This is a genomic window from Haloferax mucosum ATCC BAA-1512 (assembly GCF_000337815.1).
Taxonomy (GTDB): domain Archaea; phylum Halobacteriota; class Halobacteria; order Halobacteriales; family Haloferacaceae; genus Haloferax; species Haloferax mucosum.
The window spans coordinates 1-24,966 of record NZ_AOLN01000012.1; the positions used below are offsets into that span (position 1 = coordinate 1).

Consider the following 24,966-nt stretch of genomic DNA (forward strand, 5'->3'; position numbering starts at 1 on the left):
TCTCTATCGAATATTTAGAAATGTTGTCATTCAACGTGTACCGCGTGTGTTCGACCGGTCATCGTGTCGGCGAGATAAACGCAAACCATAACATTTTGCGCGTGACAATAGTTACCGATATGGAAGCGATAAACCCTGCGACGGGAGAACAGGTCGGCTCTTACGAGTCACACGACAGCGAGGACGTCGAAGCGGCGTTATCGCGGTCGAGCGCGGCCTTCGACGAGTGGCGTGCCCGCCCGATTCGTGAGCGCGAGGCGCTCCTTTCGAACGCGGCAGACGTACTTCGAGCGAACAAACAGCGCTACGCCGAACTGATGACGAAAGAGATGGGAAAGCCCATCTCACAGGCGCTCGGCGAAGTCGAAAAGTGTGCGTGGGCGTGCGACCACTACGCCGAGCACGCGACCGCCTACCTCGGCGCCGAACACCACCCTAGTCCGCCCGGAACGTCGGTCGAGACCGTCCACGAACCGCTCGGTGCGGTTCTCGCCGTGATGCCGTGGAACTTCCCGTTTTGGCAGGTCATCCGCTTCGCCGCGCCGTATCTCACCGCCGGGAACGTCGGTATCCTCAAGCACGCCTCGAACGTCCCCGGCTGTGCTCTCGCCCTGGAGGAGGTTTTCGAGGAAGCCGGCTATCCAGAGGGCGTCTTTCAGACACTCCTTATCGGCTCCGACAAGGTCGAGAGCGTACTGTCGGACGACCGCGTTCGCGCGGCGACGCTCACCGGAAGTGGACCCGCGGGCCGAGCGGTTGCGAAGACCGCTGGACAGCACCTCAAAAAGACCGTCTTGGAGTTGGGCGGCTCAGACCCCTTTATCGTACTGGGCGATGCGGACCTCGAAGCCGCCGTTGCGACGGGTGTCCAGGCTCGCAACCAGAACGGCGGGCAATCGTGTATCGCCGCCAAGCGATTCATCGTTCACGAGGCAGTCTACGACGAGTACGTCGAACGTCTCGTCGAATCCTTCGAGGACCTCACCGTCGGCGACCCAATGGACGATTCGACCGATGTCGGTCCACAGGCCGACCCGTCGCTGATGGACGAGCTTCACGACCAAGTAAGACAGAGCGTGGCTGACGGTGCCACCGTTCTGACCGGTGGTGAACCCCTCGACCGTGAGGGTGCGTACTACCCGCCGACGGTGCTCACTGACGTTCCTCACGGGTGCCCCGTCGATGTCGAAGAGACGTTCGGCCCCGTTGCGGCCGTCTACGAGGCGTCCAGCGAAGCGGAGGCTATCGACATCGCTAACGACACCCGATTCGGCTTAGGTGCAAGCCTCTGGACCGAGGACCGCGAACGGGGCCAGCGACTCGCCAGACGTATCGACGCCGGGTGCGTCTACATCAACGAGATGGTGACGTCCGACCCTCGCGTCCCGTTCGGCGGCATCAAAGACGCCGGCTACGGCCGCGAACTCTCCGAATCTGGGATAAAAGAGTTCGTCAACCGCAAGACTGTCTGGACGAACTGACGCGGTTTCTCCGCCGGGGACGTTTCTGATACGGTATCTGAAGCGGCAGAGTTTGGAGTGTCGTGACACTGCTTGAACACCATTCATCTGATGTGTTAGTACTGTGTTAGTTGGGTCTCTGTAATCACTGTGTACTATTTCTCGACGGATTTTAGAGCAGTTGACACCCATATGAGTGGTGTCTATTTCATATATGATATCTGAACTAACCGCGATTCTTCGGGTGACAATCATGGCTTCACGGTGACCGTTGGATAGCTTCGGAACGTGGCCCACCTACGCGGAACGACCAATGCTCACTAACAGTTTAGGATTGTGCCAAATATGAATATGTATGTGTCTGTCAACCTCGCCCGTGTGCCCGTTGCCCGACGCGACACGCCGTAGTTCACATCGCGCCGCGAAAGCGAATCGTATCCCGAGTAATTAAAACCCGGCCACCGAGTATCGGCGGTAAATGGCCGAAGACGAATCCCACGAACACGTCGTCCCAGGGAGCGAAGAAGAGCTATCGACCCCCGACGTCAGCGGGTACGACTTCCGCGGTGAGTTCTCTTTCGACGACTTGCTGGAGAGCTACGCGACGACCGGCTTTCAGGCGACGCAACTCGCGGAAGCCATCGACATCGCAAAACGAATGCAGGAAGACGACGCGACTATCTATCTCACCCTCACGTCGAACATAATCTCGTCGGGATTGCGAGAGGTAGTCGCATACCTCGTCCGCGAAGGGTTCGTAGACGTGCTCATCACGACGTCCGGGTCGCTGACGGAAGACGTAATCAAGACGGCAAAGCCGTTCAAGATGGGCGAGTGGGACGCCGACGAGGCCGCTCTCCGCGAGCGTGGAATCAATCGCCTCGGGAACCTCTACGTTCCGTCAGACCGGTACGTCTGGCTGGAACAGTATCTCTACGACTTCTTCGAGGACTTCTTCGCAGAAGAGAAGGTCCGCACACCGACGGCGTTCGCACGCGAACTCGGAGCGACCCTCGACGATGAGGATTCGGTCCTGAAGCAGGCGGCGGACAACGACGTGCCGGTGTACTGCCCGGCGCTCACCGACGCTGAAGTGGGGAACTTCCTCTATTACTACCGGCAGGGGTACGACTCGGAAGTCGGTATCGAGATTTTGGACGATTACGACTCGCTCATCGAAAACGGATTGCTGGCAGATACGACCGGACTTATCGCAGTCGGCGGCGGTGTGCCGAAACACCACGCCATTATGACGAACCTCTTTCGGGGCGGCGCGGACTACGTCGTCTACATCTCGACCGGCATGGAAGGCGATGGTTCCCTCTCGGGTGCGCCACCGAACGAAGCCGTCTCGTGGGGGAAAATCAAAGAGCGAGAGACGAACTACACGCAAATCGAAGCAGAAGCGACGCTCGTCTTCCCACTTCTCGTCGCAGGCGCGTTCAAGCAGACCGATACGTAACGGCCACCGCCTACTCGGCAGGCGTTTGCGAGCGGCGAGACTTCACCGGCTCCCGACCCCCAGTCTCCGGTCGACGAGCGTTTATGCCTCGCGTGGGTACAACGAGATGCGATGAGCATCCAGGGTCTCTGTCAGGTGTGCGAGGCGGCGTCCGCCGAGTATCGATGTCGTCAGTGTGGGTCACTCGTCTGCGACACACACTACCGCGACGACGCCGGACTGTGTACTACCTGCGCGACGGGATTGTGAGCGTCCGGCGAAAACCGTTCGGCGGAGTACCTCTCGTCAGTAATCACACGCGTTGCCGTACGACGGCGAAAAAACCCGCGTTAGTTCGTCGAGTTACTCGGTTTCTGCAACGACGAGAACATCGATGTTGCCACCGTAGGGGTCGTCGATGTGTCCGCTGGCGTCACGGAAGAGTGCTTGAAGATTGACCGTCACGGTCTCGCCGTTGACGTCGGCGTCGGTGTAAATCTTCTCGGACATGATGTGGTGGTCTTCGCCATCGTAGCCGATGTCGAAGCTTTGGATGGCGGTTTCGGCCGCTCTGATCGGTCCGTGAACGCTCACATCCTTCGAAGCCGTGTATTCTCGTCCTGTAACGTCCGCGAACGAGAACCCGACTGTGCGTAGTTCTGTAGGCATTGGTGTACTACCAGTTAACATATGTTGTTAGATATACAAATAAGTTTCTAATTACTAACTATATTGGAATGAAATGAAAATAACTGGACCGCAGTGTGGCGATTGTTCGACGAATCCCACGAGTGGGTACCCGTCGTTCGGCCCGTCGAGTTGACGCCCTGCGTCAACAGTCTCTGTCTCGGCGGACGGCTAATCTCGGTACTTTTGCGCCGCCTCAGCTCACGGATATGACCCGTCCTCTATTACAGCCAGAAAAAACTGTTGGCTAACCTATATTTGCTATTAGTGTTATTGTATTGACGTGATTCACAATGGAAATCATTGAGATGATCGGCGATTGGACGAACGAGTGGATGAACCAACGCGGCGGCGGAAATAATTGGGACTGGGACCACACTAACTCGACGTTCCAAGACTACTACAACCGCTACGGACTCGATCTGTACCCGACGTCGGGCGATTATCAGATCCAGAACCAGCATACGAACAGCAAGAAGGTCTACCAAACGACGTACGGGCCGAACGATTACCCGTCAGAAGCTACCTTCCAGCATACGTATACGCAGGAGGATACGTTCTCCTGGTCGCTCGAAGAGAAGCTCTCGTACGGGAAAGATGTAAGCATCGGAGTCGTCGCTCCCGACATCTTCACCGCGAGTACCGGGCGTCGTTTCGAGATCTCGCTGACGACGACGCAAGAACAGAAGCGATCAGACAAGACAGAGTGGTCGCAACAACAGACCTTCCACGTCCCACAAAACGAGAAGGTCGCGGTGGAAATGATTGTCGAGGAGGTGGAGGCAAATGCGACGAAGGACGTTAGTGTGGTCGCCACCGGTAGTGTCGCGGCCGGCCTGAACCGCAAGTGGAATGGCCACTACTTCTGGTTCCTCCCAATCGGCGAGTTAGCATCCGAGTTCTCTACACACCCCGGCGTGAAGGTCAAAAACAGTCACAAGGTAGAGTTCACGACGAAACTCGATATGAGCGGCACCGCTGGTGTCAATAGCCGTATCAGGATAAAGAGCGAAGACCAAGCCGGAAAAGAAGCGGAATCGCCGCGGACGGTCAACCACATCCAGCACCCAGACCAACTGCTGGTCGGTGCACAGACGCAAAAACCGTCGGCTGACTAACACTCACTGACGACGGTAGCTGTAGGGTTCTCACGAGCGCATGAACCCACAGAGGAAGCGGACTCTTCAGATTCGTTTTTTGCCGACGATAGTTGGGTTTTCGTTAGACTGTACCTCCTCGACAACGCGTAGTGGAGAGTGGGTGGAGTACTACTATGTAGCGTTCGCAACTGTCCTTCGTCTCCACGGTGCGACTATCTCGGTAGCTCTCGGTATGAGAACATACTGCCATTACAGACGTACTTGTGTAAATGGTAATTACCAATTATGTCTGGCGTACGACTGACACCTGTTCGACACACTATTCGGTCATTATTGATAGACTATTCGGTATCTATTTACGCCACCGGTACCCGGTTCGGGTGACTAAACGAAACACTATGAGTCAACTCGCTCGCGTGGCCCGCGACCCTTGTGACCTGCGTACGACGACTCACCGACGCTATCGGTCTCGAGTTACGACACGGATTCCCGACACTCACGTCAAATAGGCTAAAGTTTCATATCCGGAGCGACTGCATATACGTGTACGATGTACGACCATGTTCTCATCCCTATCGACGGGAGCGATGGTTCAGATCGCGGCGTCGAGTACGGACTCGACATCGCACAGAAGTACGACGCGACTGTCCACACGCTGTACGTCGTCGATAAGCGAGTCTACGGCGACACCCCAGCGTTTTCGAGTGACGAACTCTTCTTCGAACAGGTTGAAGACCGCGGTGAGGAGTTGCTCACGTCGGTGGAGACGCAGGCAAAGGACCTCGACCTCGACGTCGTCCGCGTCTGTAAGCGCGGCGTCCCTCACGAGGTTATCCTCGACTACACCGACGACAACGATATCGACCTCATCGTGATGGGCAGACACGGCCACTCTGACTTCCAACTGCCCCACATCGGCAGTTGCACGGACCGCGTCATTCGCCTTGCGAACGTGCCGGTACTCCCCGTCTAAGGGAGCCCGGAAAAGATTAGTTCGTTTGGTCGGACGCCTCTTCGACCCACGCGCTCACCCGTGACATCGGCACGTCGATGGTCGCCGCAATCTCCGAGGGGTCCGCGGCGGCCAACGCGGAGACTGTCGTTATCCCCGCGGCCGCGAGGCGCTGTGCGTACGTGGGACCGATTCCATCGATCGATTCGAGTTCTCCCTCGGCGGTCTCCCCGTCCGATACGTCTGTCTCGACGCTCGATTCGGCTGTCGATTCTGAGTCGGCGGTCGGTTCCGCGTCGGCCGCTGACTGTGGTTCTGTCTCGTTTTGTGACTTGGCTCCTGTCTCGTTTTGCGACTCGGCTTCTGTCTCGGATTGCGGCTCTGGCTCTGTTTGTGACTCGGTTTCCGTCTCGTGGTGCGGTTCGGTTTCGGTCGCCTCGCTTTCGGACGCAGATTTCTCCGCAACTTCGGATTCGATCTCGGTTCCATCTTCGATTCCGTGCTCGCGGTGTGCGTCTCGCGGCACTTCTGCGCTCGTATCCGAGCGTTCGGCGAACCAGTCACTAACGTTCGGCCAGAGGTCTCTGTGGGAACGCGACGAGACCGAGAGTCCGATGTGCCCTGTCGGTCCCTCGATGACTGACGTGTCATCGCTCGGCACGAGGTCGTTGAAACCGACACTCGCCTCCGGTGGGATGAGATGGTCGTACTCCCCGACGATTTGGACGAGCGGCATCTCGATACGGTCGAGGTCTATCTTCTTCCCATCGAGTTCGAGTTCGTTCTTGGCCAGTTTGTTCTGCTGGTAGATGTCCTCCAGGAACTGCGTGTAAGTTGCGCCCGCAACGTCGATACCGTCCGAGAGCCACTGTTCCATCCGAGCGAAGTTCTCTACGAAGGATTCGTTTTCGACGTTTTCGAACAGTCGGACGTACTTGGTGACGTAGTTCTCGACGGGGTCCATCAGGGCGAACCCGACGTCGAGGAACTCCGAGGGGACGTTTCCGAACGTGTCGGTCACGGCTTTCGGAGAGTAATACTCCTCGGAACCCCAACGTTCGAGGACGCCGCCCGTCTCGTCGAAGACGAGTCCCGCCGCCATCAATCCGAGATTTCTGACTTTTTCGGGGAACAGCGACGCGTACATGACGCTCATGGTTCCGCCCATGCAGTACCCGAGAACGTTGATCGAGTCCTGTCCCGAGCGCTCGCGGACGACATCGACGCAGTTGTCGATATACCGGGAGACGTAGTCGTCGAGCGTGAGATGGGTATCGAGACGCGACGGCTCACCCCAGTCGATGAGGTAGACGTCGAAGCCTTGTTCGAGCAGGGTTCGAACGACGCTTCGGTCCGGCTGGAGGTCGAGGATGTACGGCCGGTTGATGAGCGCGTAGACGATGAGAATCGGCACGTCGTACTGTGTCTCAGTCTGCGATTCGTAGTGGTGCAGTCTGAGTTTGTTCTCCTCGTAGACGACTTCGCTCGGCGTCTGCCCAACCGTCACCTCCGACACGGTTTCGGCGCGGTCGGACACGGCGTTGGTCCGGTCAACGAGTTCCGCGGCCTGCTCCCACTGTCGGCGTTGCAGGTCTAAGGCGAAGGTGACCGGCGTCATCCCTCCACGTCCATCGCATCGAGAAGGCGGTCGAGTTTCGTTTCCACGGCGTGCTGTCTACGTTCGAGTTCGACGAGGCGTTCTGCGACTTCCCCGATGTCGCCTTCCGTGGCGAACCCGAGCGTGCGAAGCGTCGATTGCGCCGCCGCATCGACTTCCTGTTGCATCTCCATCACGTCTTCGACGGTCTGCCCCGTCGCCGCCGCGAACGCGGAAGTGCTCATCACCTCTTTGAACGCCTCGTTCGATGATTTCAGCCAGATGTCGCGGAACTCCTCGGTCGATACGTCTTCGCCCTCGAAGGCGTCGCTGGCTCGCTCGAACTGCTGTTCGGCGGCTTCCATCCATACTTTGTAGGCGCGAGCGTAACCGTTGAGTCCTTCGCTCATCGTCTCCGAGGACATCTCGGTGTCTTCGAGCGCGTCGAGCCACGACTCGACGAACTGTGACTGTGCCTCGACGTTTCGTTCGAGTGCCGCGAACATCGACTCGTTCATCTCTGTGGCGTATTTCGTCCACTCGTCCTCCGTCTGTTGTGACATGGGTATTGGTACTCTCGGGCGGACTAAAATAGTTACTCAGTTGACTACTCTGCGCTATCTGGGGTGACCTGCGTCGAGGTTTCTTCCGCCTCTCGCAGACCCTCCAGATAGACTTCGGTCGCGTCGTCGAAGTACTCCAGTGACCGGTCCATGAACTCGTCCATGGCTTCTGCGTTCTCCTCGAAGCTTTCTTCCATGGCGTCCCACGTTTGTGCGGTCATCTCGTCGATACTGTCGAACTGCTCGTCCATCATCTCCTTCATGTCCCCGTACATCCGGGCGTCGCCCGGCATCGACGAGTCCATCATGTCGAAGTACGACTTGAACGCCGTCCGAGCGAAGTCGGTTCCTTTCCGGTTGACCGACTGTTGGGCTTTCATGCCGTCGGCCATCATGTGCGTGAGTTGTTTTTGGAACTCGACGCCTCGGTGCATGCTCTGTTGGCTCTGCTCGATGGAGCGACGCTGTAACTGGAAGAACTGTGCGAACGGATTTGCTTGTTCACTCATTTGAATCACCACGTGGTTGCTTGATTGGGACGACGAACGCCTGGACGAGGTCTCCCTCTTCGATATCGAGGGCGTCGCGTTCGGCATCGGGGATACTGAGTCTCCCACCGCTCTGCACGCGCGTTTTGAAGACCGCGGTCTGGAGACTCATCGACCCAAGGTCGGGGAAGTCACCCATCGAGTACCCGTCTGAGGAACCCGTTCCCGCCGTCATCAACTGCTCGAACAGGCGGAGTTGTTGCTGGGTGAACTCTTCGCTGGCTTTCTGAAACTGTGATGCGAACAGCGCCGGTGGCCACGCCGCATCGTCTGGGTCGTTCGTCATCGCCTACGACTGAGTTGTACTTGCAGGAACATATAGGTTCCCTTCAGAACCATTTAGTGGTAGCAGATGGTAGCGTATGGTATCAGAGCCGGCAATAACCCGTTCGGTCCCGAATAGTGATTTGTGAACATACACCGAAGTTCCTAAGTCGAGCGGGTGCAGAACCGCACTTACGACCGTATACGATGACACGTGAAAACACTGCTCAGAACCGGACGTCACCGACTCCGTCGGCGGGCGCACAGCAATTGACCGAGGCGTGGCTTCGAGCCTCCAGCCACTTTGCAAACAGCGTCGTCGAGGCGAATCGCGCGACACTCGCCGCGTTGGGGTTCAATAACCGCAACGGGAACGGCCACGCACGCTCCGACCCGAACGTCGAGAGCGTCGCCTACGACGACCCCGACTGGACGGGAACGAGAACCGTCGAGAACGCCGACGACATCCAAATCGGTGACACCGTTACCTTCTCGAAGACCATTAGCGACGAGGACGTTCACGCCTTCGCGGAGGCCAGCGGCGACACGAACCGCCTCCACCTCGACGACGCGTTCGCCACCGAAACCCGATTCAGCGGTCGAATCGCCCACGGTACCCTTGTCTCTGGACTCATTAGCGCCGCGCTCGCCCGCCTGCCCGGCGTCACGGTCTATCTCTCTCAGAATATGCGATTCCTGAACCCCGTTCGAATCGGGTCGAGACTCACCGCAACGGTGGAAGTCACAGAAGCGTTGGCGACGGACCGCTTCCGCCTCTCGACGTCGGTTACGAACGAAGACGACGAAACCGTCATCGAAGGCGAGGCAGTCGTGCTCGTTGACCCCGAACCGGAAGCAAGAGAGCGCGCGTCTGGGAGACACGAAACGCGGCGTGAGGACCAGAACACGCGGGATAGAAACTGACCACGACGCGGCGGCCGGAGCCACGAACCGAGACCGAACACAGCACACGAAGATGCAACCGGCGACGAGTACGCGTGTCGTGTAATCACTCCAGATGCTATATAGCACGCCGTGAGGGCGGCGTTATGCACTGACTACTTACAGGATATGTGAGCGTGCAAAGAGTTTTTGGGGAGTTTATCGTACTAGCAATCCCAGTTACGTTGACTGGCAGTACCTGCCATGACCACGAGAATGGACGATTCCAAACGTGTGAAGTTATTCCTCCGCGCTGACGCAGAAATCGGTGCGGAATGTACGAAAGAAGCGGCAGTCGAGAAGCTCACAGAACTCGTTGACGCGGGCCGAATCGACGACTACGACGTCTACGTGTGGGGCAGTGACCTCCGTGTTGACGGACCCCTCGCAAACACGGCGTACGGAACCGAATTGCTCGAACACATCCGCGAATTTAAGCAGTGGGCAACGACGAACGACGTCGCGCTCGAAGCGGCGTTTACCGAGCGACGAATCGTGTCTTCGATTGCGGACGAACACTACGACGTGGTGTCTCTTCCGACGCTCTGTCTCGGGGTCTACGACGACGGTGAGTTAATCGGTGTCTACCCCTGCAACGATGGGGAATGGGCCTGCTCTGTCGTCGAATACCTCGAACGCCTCGACGACGGTCGGCGCTCGAAGGTGCCGGAGCCCATCACGCAGACACACGGGTAGTTCGTCTGTTTTATTCGTTCCCGCGTCAGTTGACGGCTCTCCGTAGAGGGGGGTCCAGACCGATATTGTGGTGATATTTGTCAGGGGTGAGAAATTTCTTTATAGAATGACTACAATCTAACAAGTGACGCAAGTGGAAGACTCGCGCGAGCGACGTCGAGAGCGTCTCGTACCATTTGGTTCGGCAGGGGGCGTACGACGACGTTCGCGTGCATTCACTGGCAGTGATAACTATGACCGACTCAACGAAACGGACGTGCCTGGTAACGGGCGCATCACGGGGAATCGGACGGGGAATCGCAGAAGAACTGGGCGGCACGGGTGCGAACGTCGTCGTCAACTACCGTCGCTCCGAGGCCGAAGCCTACGACGCAGTCGATGCAATCGAGGACGCCGGTGGGACGGCTATCGCACTCCAAGCGAACGTTTGTGAGAAAGACGAGGTTGCGGCCATGCGCGACCGCGTTCACGAGGTTTTCGGACCCGTTGACGTGCTCGTGAACAACGCGGGCGTGACAGTTGACCGCAAGTTCGACAACATGACCGCTGAGGACTGGGAACGCGTCGTGGACGTGAATCTCGGCGGCGTGTTCAACTCCACGAAGGTCTTTTACGACGACCTGAAGGATGCCGACCACGGTCGGCTCATCAACATCTCGAGCGTCGTCGGCCAACAGGGGAACTTCGGGCAGGCCAACTACGCGGCCACGAAAAGCGGACTGTTCGGATTCACGCGCACCATCGCGCTCGAACTGGCGCGGCACAAAACGACTGCGAACTGCGTCGCACCCGGGTTCACAAACACCGACATGCTCGCCGACGTGGGCGACGAGATACAAGAGAAGATTCGCCAGCGTATCCCTCTCAACCGGTTCGCGGAAGTCGAGGATATCGCGGGCATCGTTCGGTTCCTCGCCAGCGACGAATCGAGTTACATGACGGGACAGGTACTCGGCATCAACGGCGGTATGGAGTGGTGACAGTGTCCTTCGACGAGAATCCTCAACTGGTGCCGGTCCCACCACACGAAACCGCCGCGGTCGAAGCCGAGCGGTCCGTTGACCCGCTTCCGGAGACGCTTTCGTCGTCGCAAACGAAGCTCGTCTACCTCTATCTCCAACTGCAACGCGTGGGAACAGTCGAGGAACTCCGCGACACGCTCGGTATGAAAGTTATTACGCTCTATCCGGTCCTCGAACACCTCGTTGATCTCGAACTCGTCAGACACGAGGACGGACGGTACGTCTACCAACCGACCTAAAATTCGAGTTGATAGTCTCGTCTCTCTCGTTCTATCTTCTCCGCTGGGCACCGCGGTTGCGGTCGCGTTCGACGCGAGTCACTCGAAAGCGAGATACCGCGACGACGCCGATAACCGACCCGACGAAACCCGCACTCACGTCGCCCCGTTCGAATTCTCTCCCCGGGACGCTTTCCTGTAGGAGTTCGGTCCCGACGCCGTAGACTGTCGAGAGGACGACGGCGATCACCGCGGCCCGAAGCGACTGTTCAGTGTCGTCGAACGCCTCCACGAGGGCGGCCGCGAGTCCGGCGTGCCCGACGAGGTGCAGGAATTTGTCGGGACCGTACGAACCGAAATCGGGATTGTGGCGGGACGGAATCGGTACGAGCGACGCGACGAGCAACAACAGTGTGGTGGCTGTCACCCAGCGCCATCGCCACTTCGCCCCGCTTTCGCTGTCTGTCACGGGTACAGTACGACGTGCCCGTGCTTGAGTACACGGGCGGGAACGACACCTGAGTGTCCGCCGCGCTCGAATACGAGCGTCTGCAATTGCACGAGCGACCTCCTGCCTTCGCGCCTCGTTGGTGTACTGTTCGTTGGCGGCGTTGTGTACGAGCCAACTCAAAGTTGCAGTAAAACAGCGATGGTGTTGTTCTATCCTACCACGTGTGAACACACGCGTATACACACCTTTCGACGGGACGTGATTTCACGGTCTTCGGCCGGGGCGTGTTCAACGCACTGCCGTCTGCATCCTCGATTCTTCTGGAACGACGTTCGGGTCGTTGGAGAGTGTATTCCGGACGGCGTACCAGCCACACGCGGCCAAGACCGCGCCGAGAAGGCTCGCACCGACGTCCGCGAGTTCGAACTCTCGCCCGGGAACCCGGGTTTGGACTCGTCCGGTGACGAGACTGTGGGCGGTGGAGAGACACACTGCGAGGACGGCCGCTCGCCCGTCGCTCCCGTCTGTTCCGAGTGCGTTCGCAAGTGCTGTCGCATAGCCCGCGTGGCCGACGAAGTGCAGGAATTTGTCCGGGCCGAACCGTCGCCATCCCGAGTGGCGTTTAAACGGTGACGGAACAACCGACGCGACGAAAAGAACTGCCGTACCGATAGCAACCGGTGTCCAGCGGGACGTGGAAAATCGGTTGTGCATGCACGTAGTACGCTCGCCACCAGTTTGAGACCAGCGGTCGAAGTTGTATTCCTCACATATGTCAGACCAATATTCATTTCAAAATATTGTATTATTTATGTGTCTATATTAAATATAGCTGTTCCACGAGTTAGATACAATTTATTCACTACCACCCAAAAGTATTCATGTCCAATAACCGTTATACTATCTTATTTTTCTAAAATAAATCATGTTATGGCCATCTCGTGGCTATCTGCTATCCTTCGACCGTCAAAATAAGATGCCCGGGTGGCGAACAACCTCGTAGATGGCGGAAAAACAGACTCAATCCACGTCGGAGTGGTTAGAAAATGAGAAAGTGCGAGGCATCCTCAAAGAGTATCTCGACGAGACCGACTATCGTATCTACAAAGAACTGAACCGTGATGGCCGCATTTCCGACACCGAATTGGGCGAACGCGTTGGACTCTCGCGCACCGCGGCTCGCCGCCGCCGGAAGAAACTCCAGAACGAGGGACTCGTCGATGTCCTCGGCGTGCTCGTTCTGCAGGAGGCCGACCTCGCGTACGCCGATGCTTTCGTCACGCTCGACCCAGGCCTCAGCCAAGACAAGTTCGACGCGTTCATCGCAGAGGTGTCCACGGAAGAACTCATCTACGAAATCGACGAATACATGGGCGAATACGACCTGCTCCTCCGAGTTTGGCACGCCTCGTTGTCGGACGTGAAACGCTACCTTCGGACGACGCTACAGGCCCACGACGCGGTCGAGTCGTACGATGCCGTCCCCGTGACGAAGACCCACAAAGCGTGGCACAAAATCCTCTCGAACTGACGGTAGACGGCCTTTAGAGACCACCGAGAACCGTGTATATCAACCGAACCGGGCCGTCGGTGTCGTTGACGCTGTAGTGCTCGACGCCGGACGGAATCACCGACAGCGTGCCCGCTGAGACTGTGTGTCGTCCCTCCGGGATCACTAGCTCGATTTCGCCGTCGAGGATGACCGAAATTTCGTCGCCTTCGTGCGACGTCCACCCCTCGGCCGGGACACGCTCGTCGGGTTGGAGGACGTAAGACCCGGTCTGCGACGCCGGGTCGTCGGTTTCGAAGAGAGTTCGCGGCGACCCCGTGCTACCCTGCCAGACGTTCGCTAACTCGGCCAGTTCGATTTCGCTCATTGACTTTGTCGTCTCTCGTTCGCTCTCGACTCGGGTGTTTTCGCTGTGGTACTGTACCTGAACCAATCATTGGACGATTCGGAATTGCAATTGCACTTATTGTCTGTTTGAACCGAAATAGTAACCGAATTGTACTCTAACCGTCCCGATTGTTACTTCCCGACACGACCGAAACGAGGGTCCCCCCGTGTCCGGCGACGCGCCGCATTTTGACAGCCTGCGGCGGTTTGCGTGTCTCTCGTTACTATTCGACATGTTACCTTGTCAAACTCTACATCTACTTAATTGTTTCTCCAAAAAGAGCTTTTTGTGCATATAGTTAAACTATTTGAGCAAACAATGGTCATTTAGGGTCCGATTTGTGCTCACTTTAGAACGTATTGCGCACCCCTGCGAAAAGTATTTCATGTCACCGACAAAACGTCTCTTTCGTGAGTGGAGATAACAAAACACAGCGACTCGCGGTTGACATCGGCGGTACGTTCGTCGATGCGATTACCTTCGACCGCGAGACCCGTAGTATCGACCTCGAAAAGGAGGTGACCACATCCGACCAACCGTCGAAAGGTGTCCTCGACTCGGTCGGGAAGGTCGGCGCATCGCTCGAAGCGACGGAGGCGTTCGTCCACGGAACGACGCTCGGACTCAACGCGGTCCTCGAACGCGACGGCGCGAAGACCGGCATTATCACGAACCAGGGGTTCGAGGACGTCTACGAAATCGGTCGTACGAACCTCGAACGCGACGCGATGTACGATATCAACTATCGGAAGCCTGAGTCGCTTGTTCCCCGTCGGCGACGGATCGGCGTCCCCGGACGGTTGAACGCCAGCGGGGCGGTCGTCGAGGAACTCGACACCGACGCGGTCCGCGACGCCGCGGCGTACCTCGCCGACGAACAGGGCGTCGAATCCATCGCCATCTGTTTCCTCCACTCGTATCAAAACGACCAGCACGAACAGGCGGCGGCGGAAGTCGTCCGCGAGACCCGTCCCGAAGTCAGCGTCTCCGTCTCCAGCGACATCACCGGCGAGTACCGCGAGTACGAGCGGACGAGCACCGCCGTCCTTGACGGCTACATCAAACCGATTTTCGAGAACTACGTCGATACGCTCGATTCGAACCTCGGACAGAGCGGTTTCGACGGGCCGTTTTTCGTCACCCGTTCTGGCGGTGGCACGCTCACCGCCGAAAGCGCGAAAACCGCGCCGGTACACACGATTCTCTCCGGCCCGGCGGGCGGCCTCATCGGTGCATCCCACGTCGGCGACGTGACCGGCCGTGAGAACCTCATCACCGTGGATATGGGTGGGACGAGCCTCGACGCCGCGGTCATCGAAGACGGCTCTCCCGTGGTGAAGTACGACGCGTCGCTCGAACACCAGCCGATGATGATTCCGGTCTACGACATCCGCACTATCGGTGCTGGCGGCGGCTCGATTGCGTGGCTCGACGGCGGACTCCTCAAGGTCGGACCGCAGAGTGCGGGTTCGGACCCCGGTCCCATCTGTTACGACAACGGCGGCACCGAACCGACGGTGACCGACGCCGCGCTCGCCCTCGGGTTCCTCGACCCGAACGACTTCCTCGGCGGCGAGATGGAGACCGCGGAGACCGCCGCAATCGACGGCATCGACTCGAAACTGGCCGACCCGCTCGATATGTCGGTCCACGAGGCGAGCAAGGGCGTCTTCGACGTCGCACTCGCAAACACCGTCGGCGCGATCCGCGAAATCACGGTCGAAAAGGGACTCGACCCGCGGGACTTCTCGATGGTCGCCTACGGCGGTGCCGGACCGATGTTCGTCCCGCTTCTCGCCCGTGAAATCGGCGTCAACGAGGTCCTCGTTCCGAAGGCCCCGTCTGTCTTCTCCGCGTGGGGCATGTTGATGGCGGACGTCGTCTACGACTTCTCGCAGACGCACATCGCCGTCCTCGACGACATCGACCTCGAAACGCTCGAATCCGAATTCGCCGAACTGGAAGCCGACGGCCGCGAGACGCTCGAAGCGGAGGGCATCGAGGAGTCCAGACAGGATATCGAGCGCGCCGTCGAGATGCGGTACTTCGGCCAAGAACACACGGTCGAGGTGAACGCGGACGGCGTTGAGTCAATCGCCGACCTCGCCGACCGATTCGAAACGCAACACGAGACGCGGTACGGCCACACGATGGACGACCCGGTTCAGGTCGTCCACCTCCGCGTTCGCGCGGTGGGCGAAAACGACAAGCCGACTCTCGACCCCGAAGCGTCGCGTTCGGCGGGCGAACTCGAACCCGTCGAGACCAGACAGGCGTACTGCTTCGCCGAAGGCGAGTTCACCGACTTCGACGTGTACCACCGCGACGACTTGGCTCCGGGTGACGAACTCCCCGGTCCCGCCGTCGTCATCGAACCAACCACCTCGCTCGTCTTCCACTCCGACCAGACGGCGACGGTTGACGAGTACGGGCACATCACCATCACCACCGGAGGCGACCAATGAGCGCACGACACGATATCGACGCGGCGACCGTCGAGGTCATCCGGAACTACCTCACGTCGGCCGCAACCGAGATGCAACGAACACTGATTAGAACCGCGTACAACACCATCATCTACGAGATTCTCGACTTCGGAATCTCGGTGTTCGATAGGGACCTCAACCTCATCGCCGACTCGCCCGGACTCGCGTTGTTCCTCGGTGCGAACGACTACGGTATCGAAAAGGCGGTCGAACACGTCGGCGAGGAGAACATGAATCCGGGGGACGTGCTCATCATGAACTACCCCTACTGGAGCGGGACGCACACCCTCGACGTGCTCCTTTTCGCCCCGGTCTTCCACGACGACGAACTCATCGGTTACACGACCTGCAGAGCACACTGGCTCGACCTCGGGGCGAAAGACTCCGGCTACGTCCTCGACTCGACTGACGTACATCAAGAGGGCGTGCTCTTCCCCGGCACGAAAGTGTACAAAGGAGGCGAACCGGACCCCGAAATCATGGACCTCATCCGGTTCAACTCTCGGATGCCGGAGAAAGTCATGGGCGACCTCAACGCCCAGATTGCGGCCGTCAGAACCGGCGAGGAACGGTTGCAGGAACTCTACGAGAAGTACGGTGGCGACACCGTCGAAGCGGCAATCGACAAAGTGCTCGAACACGGCGAAACAACCGCTCGTGCCGCCGTCGAAGACCTCCCGGACGGCACGTGGTCGGCAACCGGCTACGCCGACGGCGTCAACCGCGAGGCTGGCGACCTGATTAAACTTCGAGCGGAAGTCACAATCGACGGCGACGAGTTTTCGGTCAACTTCGAGGGGTCTTCGGATCAAGTCGACGAACCGCTCAACATCCCGCCGGGGATGTCCGAAACGATCTGTAAGCTCTGCTTTAAGACCCTCACGACGCCCGAGGAGGACTCGAACGCCGGGCAGTACGAACCGCTTTCTATCGACATCCCCGAGAACAACATCTTCAACGCCAGCTATCCGGCTCCGACGTTCACCGTCTGGACCGGCATTCTCGGCATCGACGTGGTCTACAAGGCGCTCGCAAAGGCTGTCCCCGACCGCGTTCCCGCGAGTTCCGGCGGCGACCTCGCCGATATCATGCTCTACGGACAGAATCCGGAGACTGGTCGGCCGTTCGTCGAAGCGAACAACGAGGGTGTCGGCTGGGGTGCCGGTGCGGCTCACGACGGCGCGAACGCGCTCATGCACATCAGCGAGACGATGGTCCGTAACATCCCGGTCGAGGTGTTCGAGAACAAAGCGCCCATTCGATTCGACCAACTCTCGCTCCGCGAGGACTCCGGCGGACCGGGCGATCACCGCGGCGGTCTCGGCATTCGCCGCGACTTCCGTATTCTCGAACCAGTCGGCGCGCTCTCGATTATCCAGAAGACGCGCACCGACAACTGGGGGATGGACGGCGGCGACCCCGGCGCGAAAAACGTTGTCGTCCTCGACTCGGACGAAGACGATTTCGACGACCGCGTGCAGGTCCTCGTCGATACCGACGATATTCACGATGGCGACGGTAGACACGTCGGCATGTTCCGCGGGGACTTCGCCCCGGGCGAAGTCATCTCGAACCGAACCGCCGGCGGCGGCGGCTTCGGCGACCCCTTCGAGCGCGACCCGGAAGCCGTCAGAGAGGACGTTATTGACGGCTACGTCTCCCACGAGGCCGCCGAAGAGCAGTACGGTGTCGTCGTGACCGACGACGACGAAATCGACTTCGAAGCGACCGAAACGCTCCGGGCAACAGAGCGATAAGACGCGCGTTCGATTCATAGAGGCACGCCCCTTCGCCCCGCTTCCGTGTCGGCTTTTTCAAATCAAACTGAATATTATGTTTAATTGTCATTAGTGTCGAAAACACCACCATCTGGATGTGTGGCTATCGTTCAGACGAAAGAATAGATGGCAATAACTAATCAAGTATTTTTTATGACATGGAATGGAACGGAGAATATGAGCCATTGCACTTCATGTAGTGAAGTGCTCGTGGAAGTCGAAAAGAGCGATACGAGCGCAAAGTTCAGCGACGCTACCGTTTGGGAGTGCACCATGTGCGGCGCGATACTCGGTGTGACCCAGTATGGCGTCTAAATCGCGGGTATCGCCCCAATCTCCGTTGGAGTTGTTCGATAGCGCCGGTCCCAGCTACCGTTCTGCCATCCTGGTCGCCTCCCGTCGCGTCGCCGTCTCGTGTTCTCTCTGTTTGACGGCCTGTCGGATACCCATCTCGGCGATGTTGCGGCCGTACGCCGCGGTTCGGCGAACGCTGTCGAGGAGCAGACCGACAGTGAACGCGGCGTTCGCGTCCTCTCTGCCGTAGAGTTGCTTGTCGAGTTCGTTAACGGCGGCGTCAAGGTCCGACGCCTCCGAGAGAATGTCGAACGCCGTCGTCACGTTCACGTCGGAGAGGACGACTTCCGAGGCTCGTTCGACGATTCGTCGGGCGTCGGTGGCGACGCGGGCGAACTCGTCCGTCGTCTCGTCGGCGAACGACCCGTCCAGTTCCATCGTCAGTGTCGCCATCTTCGTCGCGTGGTCGGCGATTCGCTCGAACTGTCGGGCGGTGTGGTAGTATTCGAACAGTTCAGTTCGGGTCGTACCGAGTGATTCCACGGTCTGTAGGTCCTCTATCGCACGCTCGAACTGCCGGGTAACGAGACAAAAGAGCTTGTCAACTTCGCCGTCTCGCGTCCGGACGCGGGTTGCGAGCGCGGTGTCGTCGTTGACGACGGCGCGAACGGCGTCTCGGTGCATGGCGAGGACGATAAGCTTCATCCGGAGGACGCTCTTGCGAATGGAGATGCTCGACGAGTCGATAATGTTCTGAAAGACGAGTTTCGTCTCCGTCGTCTCCATGATTTCGAGACCGCTGAGGTCGGCACAGAGGTCCATCGCCGTTTCGAGGTGGTCGTCGTCGTAGCCGTTTCGCTCCACGAGCACGAGTTCATCGACGCCGACGAGATACATCGACTTGACCGCCTGTACGAGCATCTCGCTGTCGTAGCCGGAGACGTCCATCCGCACTCGCCGGTGCTCGCTTTTTTGATGGGTTCCAGCCTCGATGAGAAGCGTGCCGTCCGTATCGGGGTGGAGGTAGAGCGTCGAGCCGGAGGAAATGCCTTGCTCTGTCGCCCACTGTTTCGGGAGCGAGACCGTGAACGTGGTCCCTCCAGACAGTTGGACTTTTCGCGTCTCCATACTCGTCAGAACGATGTGGGGTTCGACCCTTAGCCATTGATATGAGTGCTCGGGTCCCGAAACGAGCTCTCACGAGAGATATTGAGTACTCAACTCCCGCCCGTCGTGCGAATCTACGGACTAGTCCGGACTGTACGTTGCCAAAGGCTAAATCCACACTCTCTGTGGAGCGGGATAGAGATGCGTTGGAGCCAGCCATGTCTGACACCGCGACGCGGTCGTGAGGTCACACTCGCTCGCGTCGTCGAAACAATCGATAGAACGGCCCCCGAGACGAAGTCCGACCTCGCAGACGAACTCGGTCTCTCGGAGCATTACCTCTCCGAGTTGCTCCAAGAACTCAAAGAAAACGGTGCGGTCAGGAAGGGATACGTCGTTGACGACGCCGCAGTCTACGACAACGCGCCCGCGCTTTCGGAGTTGTATTGCGACGACGGAGCGATGTACACGCGACTGGTCGAGCAGTTGCGCCGACTCGAATCGGTCACGACAGACCAGTACCGCGCCGCAAGAGCGCAGTTCAGCGGCGAGACGCCCGACCAGACCGCCGACAGCCTCGAACCGCTCGCCAACGAGCGCTGTCTGGTCGTCCTCCAAGAGTTGAAATCCATGACGCTCACGACCGACTGGCCGGGCAACCGGGTCGCGTCCGATTTCGGCATCATCGCGGCGAACTTCGAGATAATCGGCGACCGCGCCTGCTACATCTCCGAGATTTCACAGCAGATGGGTCTCGATTCGGTCGGTATCGTCCACGACCACGTCCGCGACATCTTCGACGGCGGTCTCGACATCCACGACCACGTCGTCGAAATCCTCTTCGAGGCCGATGTCGGCCGGTTAGACGACCTCTACGCGGAAGAAGACGAAGTCCACCGCAAACTGGACGAACTCTTCGAACTGGTGACCGCGTACGACCCCGAGATGTACGGCCAGCTCGCCACGATGACCCGCGCGCTCGAACGTTCGATTTACTACTGGGTCCACACGGCGGAGATGGCGGCCCAAATTCACGTCGGACTCGACCCTGAGCACATTCCGACGTAAGGGCGGCGACGCCGATTCGACACAGACTCGCTTCCGAGTTGGTGTTGTGGAAGCGTAGATTGAAGACGCCCGTCGTTACACCCCGTAGCGACGGTCTATGAACAGTACCGAGAGCACGAATGCAATGCCGCCCGAGATTCCTGCGGAGACTATCTGCGAGAGCATGATTGGGAGTAACAGTTCCATCACGATCGACGTTCCAGTCCAGATGAGGACGATAGCGCCCGCGAACAACACTGTTTCTATGTCGCCTTCAACCATGACTCACAAGTGATACTCGGGTGCTAAGCCTCTATTGGAATCTCTGTGGACCGAAGCGTGAGACGCTCACCTCCGCGGACGGGTCCCGCCGCCCGCTCACTCGGGCGCGTACTCCGCGAGAAACGTTTCGAGGTCGCGGAAGGCGTCGAGGCGCTCTGCGAGCACGTCGTGGTCCCACTCCCACCACGCCGTGGCTTGCAGTCGGCGACCGAGTCGAAGTCGTCCACGTCCACGACAACGACGGGAGCGGCGACGACCACGAACCGCTCACTGACTTCCAGCCGATCGTCGAAGCGACGGCGGCCTCGTACTACGTCTTCGAGATAAAAACCGTCGAAGACGTGGCGGTCTGCGTCGAACGGTAGGTGGGAGGTCGTTCGACCCGTCACTTCGTTTTTGCTGTCCGTGGTTCAGATCGCTTCGCGGACGAACTTCCCGCCGAGCGAAAGCATCGCAACGCCGAGGAGCGCGGCGAAGACGACGATAAACACGGATATCGGGTCGCCGAGGTCCGAGAGCGCGCGGGACCGAACGAAGTTGGCCGCGAGCACGGTCGTCACGGTCAAGAGTGCGATTCCGCCGAGATTCGCGGCCGTGGAGTTCGGCTCCGGAACCGCGTCACTGTTGAGGAGATACAGCACCACCGCGATGGCGAACGGCGTCCCAACGAGTCCGAACGCGAGCACCAAGACGAGAAGCGGGAAGAACGCGCCGCCGGCGAACGCCCCGAGACCGGACAGAAGCGCGACGGCGGCCAGAAGCGCTCGGTAGCGACTGTCGGACACGTCGGTCCCCCAGCCGAGTTTGTCGGCGACGAGATACGGTGGAACGATGGTGTTGCCGCCGAGCGTCGAGACGGCCGCTCCCCAGAGACCGAGGAGGAAGAGCCACTTCGCGTTCGACCCGACGAGCGGACCGAGCGCCTGCGCCGCGGTGACAGCCGAGAGGTCGCCCGCCGCAATCGTCGGCGAGTGAAGCACCGCGGCCGCGACGAGGAAGATAACGAGGCTGTAGACGCCGAAGGCGACGAGCATCGAGACGCCGACGTCGAAGGTTGCGAGTCCGTAATCTCGGGCGGTCCACTCGCGGGCCCGCATCGTGTACGAGTGCATCGTAATCAGCGTGATGTGGACGGCCCCGCCGAGAATCCCGGCGGCGACGAGCGCACCGTCAACGCCGGCCGGAATCCGCGGTACCAACCCCTCTGCGGCGGCGGTGGGGTCGATTGGAACGAGAAACAGCGACGCGACGAAGGCGACGATGACGAGCGAGACGAGCAGTTTCGCGGTGTACTCGATAAAGCGGTAGCCGCGACCGACAAGCCCCACGGCGAGAACCACCGCCCACGTGACGCCCCAAATCCGCGCATCAATGCCGGTGACGGTCGCGCTCACGTCGGCGAGTCCCTTCATGATGACGAGTTGGGCGAGACCCGCGGCCAACACGGCGTCGATGACGAGTATCCACGCCCACGTCTCGCCGAGATGCTGTTCGACGACGGTTGCGATTCCGGCCTCGGTGAGCAGGCCGAGACGCATCGAGAGATACTGTGCGGACGCGCCGAGGAACGCCGACAGGACGACGACCCACAAGAGCGTGTAGCCGAACGTCGCACCCGCGGTGATGACACTCGCCATCGTCGCCGGACCAATCGCAATCGCACCTGCGACCCATGCTGGTCCCATCTCCGCGAGATACGTTCGTATACTGCCGTCTACGACATCGGTCGTGCCGTGGGTTGCCCCGTCTACACTCATTGACTCTGTGGCGACAGTCAACCGCTAAAAGTGTTTTCACTTGGTGGTACTACTGGGTTGTTTATGAAATTTTTGAAACAACTTCGGCCGCGGGGTGACGAGTCTTCACAACATTTTATGCTCTCAGAAACGTAGTTTGAGGAGTGACTGGTATTTCAGATTCTCTTCGGCTCCTTTTCGAGACATCGTTAGAGCGAGATGAGGACCGGTACGTCGTTTCGATTCCGAAAGAACTCGTCGAAAGCGGGTCGATATCCACTGACGAACTGTATCGAGTTGCACTGTTGACGAGCGACGAGACCGTCACGTCGGAGTCAATGACGGAGCCTGCCGTTTCGCGGGCGGAGACGACCGAGTCGGAACCGGAGCCGGTTCAGTCCGGCGTCAGGTCTGCGACGCGCGACTCCCATAGTTCGCAACCGCGCCAACCCCCGGTCGCCGAAGGTGATATTCGCTCGGTTACGATTGATACGCTCGGCGACCAAGGCGACGGCATTGCAAAGGTCGAACGCGGATTCGTCATCATCGTTCCCGGCACGAAACCCGGCGACCGCGTCAACGTCGAGATTACCGACGTGAAACAGACGGTCGCGTTCGCCGAACCGACCGACGGCGTCACCGCAGACTGAGCGACGCCCGACTGTCGCGGCCGGGCAATCCACGCCTCGACGCCGCGTTGATTCTCCTTCTTTCGATTTCCAGCGATTGGTATATCCCAACCGAGAATCCATTACTCAGCATTGCGTAACTACTTCGTACCCGATGTCAGACCGAACACGCACCCCGACCTCACCTTCGACTCGTCGCTGGCGACCGGCCGTGAGACAGGGGGCCGCGTTGTGGGCGTTCGTCGCCCTCGGATGGAGACTCATTCCTGCGGACCACCCCGCACAGATTGCAGTCGTGTTCAGCGGTCTCTACGGCGCGGTGCTTTTGCCAACTGCTATCTACTTCGATTTCCGAGAACGGACCTCGTCGTCGCAACCGGTGCAGTCGTCACGACCGCCCCAGTCCGCACAGATGCCCGAATCCGAGCAAATACCCGAATCCAAACAAATGTCCTCCCCCGAACAGACCTCCACGACGCCCGTACTCGACGGCGTCGAGTCCCTCAACCAGTATCTCTCTTGTGACGAGCGCTCTGCGGGCGGCCTGTGTTGGTACGATTGCTAAACCTTACGCCGGCGTCTGGATAATCGGCGGGTCTCAACTCGTTCCCTCGCTTTCCGCTGTGCTTCCGCCTTCCCCGTTCTTCGCTTCGTCCCGTTTTGCTCTCCGTTCCGTTTTTCGGTCTCTATTCGTCTCAGGCCGCTGACCCTGTGCGTTTCTGTTGTCGCTTGTGTCTAGCTTCGAGGAGTTCACGGTAGCGATTTCGGATTGTCACCTCGCTGATGTCGGTGACGTCGCTCACCGCTTCTTGGGTCAGTTCCTCGTCGGCCAATAGCGCGCCAGCGTAGATTGCCGCGGCCGCGAGACCGACGGGGCTTTTCCCGCTGTGGAGTCCGTCGCGCTCGCTGTTTCGCAGGAGCGTCCGTGCGCGTCGTTCGACTTCGTCGGTCGCGTCGAGGTCCGAGACGAACCGCGGGAGATACTGCGTCGGGTCCGCCGGTTGGATGTCGAGATTCAACTCGCGCGAGACGTACCGGTACGTCCGCGTGAGTTCCATCTTCTCGACGCGAGAGACCTGTTGCACCTCGTCGAGCGAGCGCGGCACGCCGGCCTGTCGCGCGGCGGCGTAGACCGCGGCCGTGGCGACGCCTTCGATGGAGCGGCCGGGCAAGAGGTCGTCGCTGAGTGCGCGTCGGTAGATAACCGAGGCCGTCTCGCGGACGGTGTCGGGGAGACCGAGCGCCGACCCCATTCGTTCGATTTCTCCGAGCGCCTGCTTGAGATTCCGCTCTTTGGAGTCGCGGGTACGGTAGCGTTCGTTCCACGTGCGCAGACGCTTCATCTTCTGGCGCTGGCGGGTCGAAAGCGAGTTGCCGTAGGCGTCTCTATCTCGCCACCCGATGTTCGTCGAAAGCCCGTGGTCGTGCATCAAGTTCGTCGTCGGCGACCCGACGCGCGACTTCTGGTCTCGCTCTGCGGAATCGAACGCCCGCCACTCGGGGCCGCGGTCGATTTCGCCCTCTCGGACGATTTCGCCCGTCTCGGGGTTGACCCACTCGCCGTGTTGCTCGTCGTAGACCAGTTCGTCCGTGTCGAGTGCACTCGCGTCGTCAGCCGTTTTCGTATCCTGTTTTTCGTCGTTTTCGGTCGCTTCGGGTTCGTCGGTCGCCGGTCGCCAAGGAGTAACCGTTGCGTCAGACATTGAAGTACGTCTTCCTTGTTCGGTGATGCCCTTGGACCCTGGTTTGGAATATACCAAACCGTGTG

28 protein-coding genes are annotated in these 24,966 nt (G+C 59.2%); 16 read left to right on the forward strand and 12 right to left on the reverse strand.

Features of this window, described 5'->3' with window-relative positions; all coding sequences use genetic code 11:
- Positions 1 to 119: 119 nt before the first annotated feature.
- From C440_RS09625 to C440_RS17385, 3 genes are all read left to right on the forward strand, one after another.
- Positions 120 to 1,481, forward strand: a complete 1,362-nt coding sequence (locus C440_RS09625) for an NAD-dependent succinate-semialdehyde dehydrogenase (RefSeq protein ID WP_049915630.1) — start codon at positions 120 to 122, stop codon at positions 1,479 to 1,481.
- Positions 1,482 to 1,938: 457 nt separating this feature from the next.
- Positions 1,939 to 2,922, forward strand: coding sequence for a deoxyhypusine synthase (locus C440_RS09630; RefSeq protein ID WP_008320232.1), 984 nt, complete (start codon positions 1,939 to 1,941; stop codon positions 2,920 to 2,922).
- 111 nt (positions 2,923 to 3,033) lie between these two features.
- On the forward strand, positions 3,034 to 3,171 hold the full coding sequence (locus C440_RS17385; protein WP_152417863.1) for a zinc finger HIT domain-containing protein: 138 nt from the start codon (positions 3,034 to 3,036) through the stop codon (positions 3,169 to 3,171).
- Positions 3,172 to 3,264: 93 nt separating this feature from the next.
- Here the strand turns inward: C440_RS17385 and C440_RS09635 are convergent, their stop codons facing one another.
- Entirely contained in the window at positions 3,265 to 3,570 is a 306-nt protein-coding gene (locus tag C440_RS09635; protein WP_049915632.1) for a hypothetical protein, read from the reverse strand.
- Positions 3,571 to 3,881: 311 nt separating this feature from the next.
- Between C440_RS09635 and C440_RS09640 the strand changes: the two genes are divergently transcribed.
- Positions 3,882 to 4,706, forward strand: a complete 825-nt coding sequence (locus tag C440_RS09640; RefSeq protein WP_008320234.1) for a hypothetical protein — start codon at positions 3,882 to 3,884, stop codon at positions 4,704 to 4,706.
- Positions 4,707 to 5,238: 532 nt separating this feature from the next.
- Complete coding sequence (locus tag C440_RS09645) at positions 5,239 to 5,661, forward strand: universal stress protein (protein WP_008320236.1); 423 nt, start codon at positions 5,239 to 5,241, stop codon at positions 5,659 to 5,661.
- Positions 5,662 to 5,677: 16 nt separating this feature from the next.
- On the opposite strand, the gene phaC is transcribed toward C440_RS09645, so the two are convergent.
- The 4 genes from phaC to C440_RS09665 are packed head-to-tail and all read right to left on the reverse strand — an operon-like array spanning position 5,678 to position 8,634.
- The gene (gene phaC / locus C440_RS09650) at positions 5,678 to 7,258 is read right to left on the reverse strand and encodes a class III poly(R)-hydroxyalkanoic acid synthase subunit PhaC (protein WP_008320237.1); all 1,581 of its coding nucleotides are present in this window, start codon (positions 7,256 to 7,258) and stop codon (positions 5,678 to 5,680) included.
- Positions 7,255 to 7,800: a Rossmann-fold NAD(P)-binding domain-containing protein gene (locus tag C440_RS09655; protein WP_008320238.1), complete on the reverse strand. Its 546-nt coding sequence runs from the start codon at positions 7,798 to 7,800 to the stop codon at positions 7,255 to 7,257. Before C440_RS09655 ends, phaC begins: the two co-directional genes overlap by 4 nt.
- A 44-nt stretch (positions 7,801 to 7,844) precedes the next feature.
- Entirely contained in the window at positions 7,845 to 8,309 is a 465-nt protein-coding gene (gene phaP, locus C440_RS09660; RefSeq protein ID WP_008320239.1) for a PHA granule structural protein PhaP, read from the reverse strand.
- Positions 8,302 to 8,634: an AbrB/MazE/SpoVT family DNA-binding domain-containing protein gene (locus C440_RS09665; RefSeq protein ID WP_008320241.1), complete on the reverse strand. Its 333-nt coding sequence runs from the start codon at positions 8,632 to 8,634 to the stop codon at positions 8,302 to 8,304. Before C440_RS09665 ends, phaP begins: the two co-directional genes overlap by 8 nt.
- A 185-nt stretch (positions 8,635 to 8,819) precedes the next feature.
- On the opposite strand from C440_RS09665, the gene C440_RS09670 reads away from it, so the two are divergent.
- From C440_RS09670 to C440_RS09685, 4 genes are all read left to right on the forward strand, one after another.
- The gene (locus C440_RS09670) at positions 8,820 to 9,536 is read left to right on the forward strand and encodes a MaoC family dehydratase (RefSeq protein WP_008320243.1); all 717 of its coding nucleotides are present in this window, start codon (positions 8,820 to 8,822) and stop codon (positions 9,534 to 9,536) included.
- A gap of 234 nt (positions 9,537 to 9,770) precedes the next feature.
- Positions 9,771 to 10,250 (forward strand): HTH domain-containing protein, encoded by a 480-nt coding sequence (locus C440_RS09675; RefSeq protein ID WP_008320244.1) that lies wholly within the window; start codon positions 9,771 to 9,773, stop codon positions 10,248 to 10,250.
- A 233-nt stretch (positions 10,251 to 10,483) separates the two neighbouring features.
- Entirely contained in the window at positions 10,484 to 11,230 is a 747-nt protein-coding gene (locus C440_RS09680) for a beta-ketoacyl-ACP reductase (RefSeq protein WP_049915638.1), read from the forward strand.
- Positions 11,231 to 11,232: 2 nt separating this feature from the next.
- The gene (locus C440_RS09685) at positions 11,233 to 11,511 is read left to right on the forward strand and encodes a hypothetical protein (RefSeq protein WP_241432029.1); all 279 of its coding nucleotides are present in this window, start codon (positions 11,233 to 11,235) and stop codon (positions 11,509 to 11,511) included.
- Between the two features lie 31 nt (positions 11,512 to 11,542).
- On the opposite strand, the gene C440_RS09690 is transcribed toward C440_RS09685, so the two are convergent.
- Together C440_RS09690 and C440_RS09695 are read right to left on the reverse strand one after the other, a co-directional pair.
- The gene (locus C440_RS09690; RefSeq protein WP_241432030.1) at positions 11,543 to 11,959 is read right to left on the reverse strand and encodes a VanZ family protein; all 417 of its coding nucleotides are present in this window, start codon (positions 11,957 to 11,959) and stop codon (positions 11,543 to 11,545) included.
- A 270-nt stretch (positions 11,960 to 12,229) separates the two neighbouring features.
- Complete coding sequence (locus tag C440_RS09695; protein WP_008320251.1) at positions 12,230 to 12,655, reverse strand: VanZ family protein; 426 nt, start codon at positions 12,653 to 12,655, stop codon at positions 12,230 to 12,232.
- 289 nt (positions 12,656 to 12,944) lie between these two features.
- Here C440_RS09695 and C440_RS09700 point away from each other — a divergent pair, with 289 nt between their 5' ends.
- Positions 12,945 to 13,472: an Lrp/AsnC family transcriptional regulator gene (locus tag C440_RS09700; RefSeq protein ID WP_008320252.1), complete on the forward strand. Its 528-nt coding sequence runs from the start codon at positions 12,945 to 12,947 to the stop codon at positions 13,470 to 13,472.
- A 13-nt stretch (positions 13,473 to 13,485) separates the two neighbouring features.
- Here the strand turns inward: C440_RS09700 and C440_RS09705 are convergent, their stop codons facing one another.
- Positions 13,486 to 13,818: a cupin domain-containing protein gene (locus C440_RS09705; RefSeq protein WP_049915640.1), complete on the reverse strand. Its 333-nt coding sequence runs from the start codon at positions 13,816 to 13,818 to the stop codon at positions 13,486 to 13,488.
- A gap of 431 nt (positions 13,819 to 14,249) precedes the next feature.
- Between C440_RS09705 and C440_RS09710 the strand changes: the two genes are divergently transcribed.
- Together C440_RS09710 and C440_RS09715 are read left to right on the forward strand one after the other, a co-directional pair.
- Positions 14,250 to 16,304 (forward strand): hydantoinase/oxoprolinase family protein, encoded by a 2,055-nt coding sequence (locus C440_RS09710; protein ID WP_008320254.1) that lies wholly within the window; start codon positions 14,250 to 14,252, stop codon positions 16,302 to 16,304.
- Positions 16,301 to 18,082: a hydantoinase B/oxoprolinase family protein gene (locus C440_RS09715; RefSeq protein WP_008320255.1), complete on the forward strand. Its 1,782-nt coding sequence runs from the start codon at positions 16,301 to 16,303 to the stop codon at positions 18,080 to 18,082. Before C440_RS09710 ends, C440_RS09715 begins: the two co-directional genes overlap by 4 nt.
- 390 nt (positions 18,083 to 18,472) lie before the next feature.
- Here C440_RS09715 and C440_RS09720 read toward each other — a convergent pair whose 3' ends face one another.
- Positions 18,473 to 19,525, reverse strand: coding sequence for a phosphate signaling complex PhoU family protein (locus tag C440_RS09720; RefSeq protein WP_008320257.1), 1,053 nt, complete (start codon positions 19,523 to 19,525; stop codon positions 18,473 to 18,475).
- A 180-nt stretch (positions 19,526 to 19,705) separates the two neighbouring features.
- Between C440_RS09720 and C440_RS09725 the strand changes: the two genes are divergently transcribed.
- Positions 19,706 to 20,572 (forward strand): helix-turn-helix domain-containing protein, encoded by an 867-nt coding sequence (locus C440_RS09725; protein WP_008320259.1) that lies wholly within the window; start codon positions 19,706 to 19,708, stop codon positions 20,570 to 20,572.
- A 75-nt stretch (positions 20,573 to 20,647) separates the two neighbouring features.
- On the opposite strand, the gene C440_RS09730 is transcribed toward C440_RS09725, so the two are convergent.
- Positions 20,648 to 20,833: a hypothetical protein gene (locus tag C440_RS09730; RefSeq protein WP_008320260.1), complete on the reverse strand. Its 186-nt coding sequence runs from the start codon at positions 20,831 to 20,833 to the stop codon at positions 20,648 to 20,650.
- A 20-nt stretch (positions 20,834 to 20,853) separates the two neighbouring features.
- Between C440_RS09730 and C440_RS17520 the strand changes: the two genes are divergently transcribed.
- Complete coding sequence (locus C440_RS17520; RefSeq protein WP_008320261.1) at positions 20,854 to 21,198, forward strand: hypothetical protein; 345 nt, start codon at positions 20,854 to 20,856, stop codon at positions 21,196 to 21,198.
- Between the two features lie 45 nt (positions 21,199 to 21,243).
- Here the strand turns inward: C440_RS17520 and C440_RS09740 are convergent, their stop codons facing one another.
- Positions 21,244 to 22,518 (reverse strand): NRAMP family divalent metal transporter, encoded by a 1,275-nt coding sequence (locus C440_RS09740; protein ID WP_008320262.1) that lies wholly within the window; start codon positions 22,516 to 22,518, stop codon positions 21,244 to 21,246.
- A 215-nt stretch (positions 22,519 to 22,733) separates the two neighbouring features.
- Between C440_RS09740 and C440_RS09745 the strand changes: the two genes are divergently transcribed.
- Both C440_RS09745 and C440_RS17780 read left to right on the forward strand, forming a co-directional pair.
- Entirely contained in the window at positions 22,734 to 23,219 is a 486-nt protein-coding gene (locus C440_RS09745) for a TRAM domain-containing protein (protein WP_008320263.1), read from the forward strand.
- 133 nt (positions 23,220 to 23,352) lie between these two features.
- A complete protein-coding gene (locus C440_RS17780; RefSeq protein WP_152417865.1) occupies positions 23,353 to 23,763 on the forward strand; it encodes a hypothetical protein in 411 nt (136 codons plus the stop codon).
- 130 nt (positions 23,764 to 23,893) lie between these two features.
- On the opposite strand, the gene C440_RS09755 is transcribed toward C440_RS17780, so the two are convergent.
- Entirely contained in the window at positions 23,894 to 24,901 is a 1,008-nt protein-coding gene (locus tag C440_RS09755; protein WP_008320265.1) for a transcription initiation factor IIB, read from the reverse strand.
- Positions 24,902 to 24,966 lie beyond the last annotated feature (65 nt).

Bases quoted from the DNA above. Each gene is read 5' to 3' on its own strand.
- C440_RS09625 (WP_049915630.1), top strand. From the start codon at position 120: ATGGAAGCGATAAACCCTGCGACGGGAGAACAGGTCGGCTCTTACGAG.
- C440_RS09630 (WP_008320232.1), top strand. From the start codon at position 1,939: ATGGCCGAAGACGAATCCCACGAACACGTCGTCCCAGGGAGCGAAGAA.
- C440_RS17385 (WP_152417863.1), top strand. From the start codon at position 3,034: ATGAGCATCCAGGGTCTCTGTCAGGTGTGCGAGGCGGCGTCCGCCGAG.
- C440_RS09635 (WP_049915632.1), bottom strand. From the start codon at position 3,570: ATGCCTACAGAACTACGCACAGTCGGGTTCTCGTTCGCGGACGTTACA.
- C440_RS09640 (WP_008320234.1), top strand. From the start codon at position 3,882: ATGGAAATCATTGAGATGATCGGCGATTGGACGAACGAGTGGATGAAC.
- C440_RS09645 (WP_008320236.1), top strand. From the start codon at position 5,239: ATGTACGACCATGTTCTCATCCCTATCGACGGGAGCGATGGTTCAGAT.
- phaC (WP_008320237.1), bottom strand. From the start codon at position 7,258: ATGACGCCGGTCACCTTCGCCTTAGACCTGCAACGCCGACAGTGGGAG.
- C440_RS09655 (WP_008320238.1), bottom strand. From the start codon at position 7,800: ATGTCACAACAGACGGAGGACGAGTGGACGAAATACGCCACAGAGATG.
- phaP (WP_008320239.1), bottom strand. From the start codon at position 8,309: ATGAGTGAACAAGCAAATCCGTTCGCACAGTTCTTCCAGTTACAGCGT.
- C440_RS09665 (WP_008320241.1), bottom strand. From the start codon at position 8,634: ATGACGAACGACCCAGACGATGCGGCGTGGCCACCGGCGCTGTTCGCA.
- C440_RS09670 (WP_008320243.1), top strand. From the start codon at position 8,820: ATGACACGTGAAAACACTGCTCAGAACCGGACGTCACCGACTCCGTCG.
- C440_RS09675 (WP_008320244.1), top strand. From the start codon at position 9,771: ATGGACGATTCCAAACGTGTGAAGTTATTCCTCCGCGCTGACGCAGAA.
- C440_RS09680 (WP_049915638.1), top strand. From the start codon at position 10,484: ATGACCGACTCAACGAAACGGACGTGCCTGGTAACGGGCGCATCACGG.
- C440_RS09695 (WP_008320251.1), bottom strand. From the start codon at position 12,655: ATGCACAACCGATTTTCCACGTCCCGCTGGACACCGGTTGCTATCGGT.
- C440_RS09700 (WP_008320252.1), top strand. From the start codon at position 12,945: ATGGCGGAAAAACAGACTCAATCCACGTCGGAGTGGTTAGAAAATGAG.
- C440_RS09705 (WP_049915640.1), bottom strand. From the start codon at position 13,818: ATGAGCGAAATCGAACTGGCCGAGTTAGCGAACGTCTGGCAGGGTAGC.
- C440_RS09715 (WP_008320255.1), top strand. From the start codon at position 16,301: ATGAGCGCACGACACGATATCGACGCGGCGACCGTCGAGGTCATCCGG.
- C440_RS09720 (WP_008320257.1), bottom strand. From the start codon at position 19,525: ATGGAGACGCGAAAAGTCCAACTGTCTGGAGGGACCACGTTCACGGTC.
- C440_RS09725 (WP_008320259.1), top strand. From the start codon at position 19,706: ATGCGTTGGAGCCAGCCATGTCTGACACCGCGACGCGGTCGTGAGGTC.
- C440_RS09730 (WP_008320260.1), bottom strand. From the start codon at position 20,833: ATGGTTGAAGGCGACATAGAAACAGTGTTGTTCGCGGGCGCTATCGTC.
- C440_RS09740 (WP_008320262.1), bottom strand. From the start codon at position 22,518: ATGGGACCAGCATGGGTCGCAGGTGCGATTGCGATTGGTCCGGCGACG.
- C440_RS17780 (WP_152417865.1), top strand. From the start codon at position 23,353: ATGTCAGACCGAACACGCACCCCGACCTCACCTTCGACTCGTCGCTGG.
- C440_RS09755 (WP_008320265.1), bottom strand. From the start codon at position 24,901: ATGTCTGACGCAACGGTTACTCCTTGGCGACCGGCGACCGACGAACCC.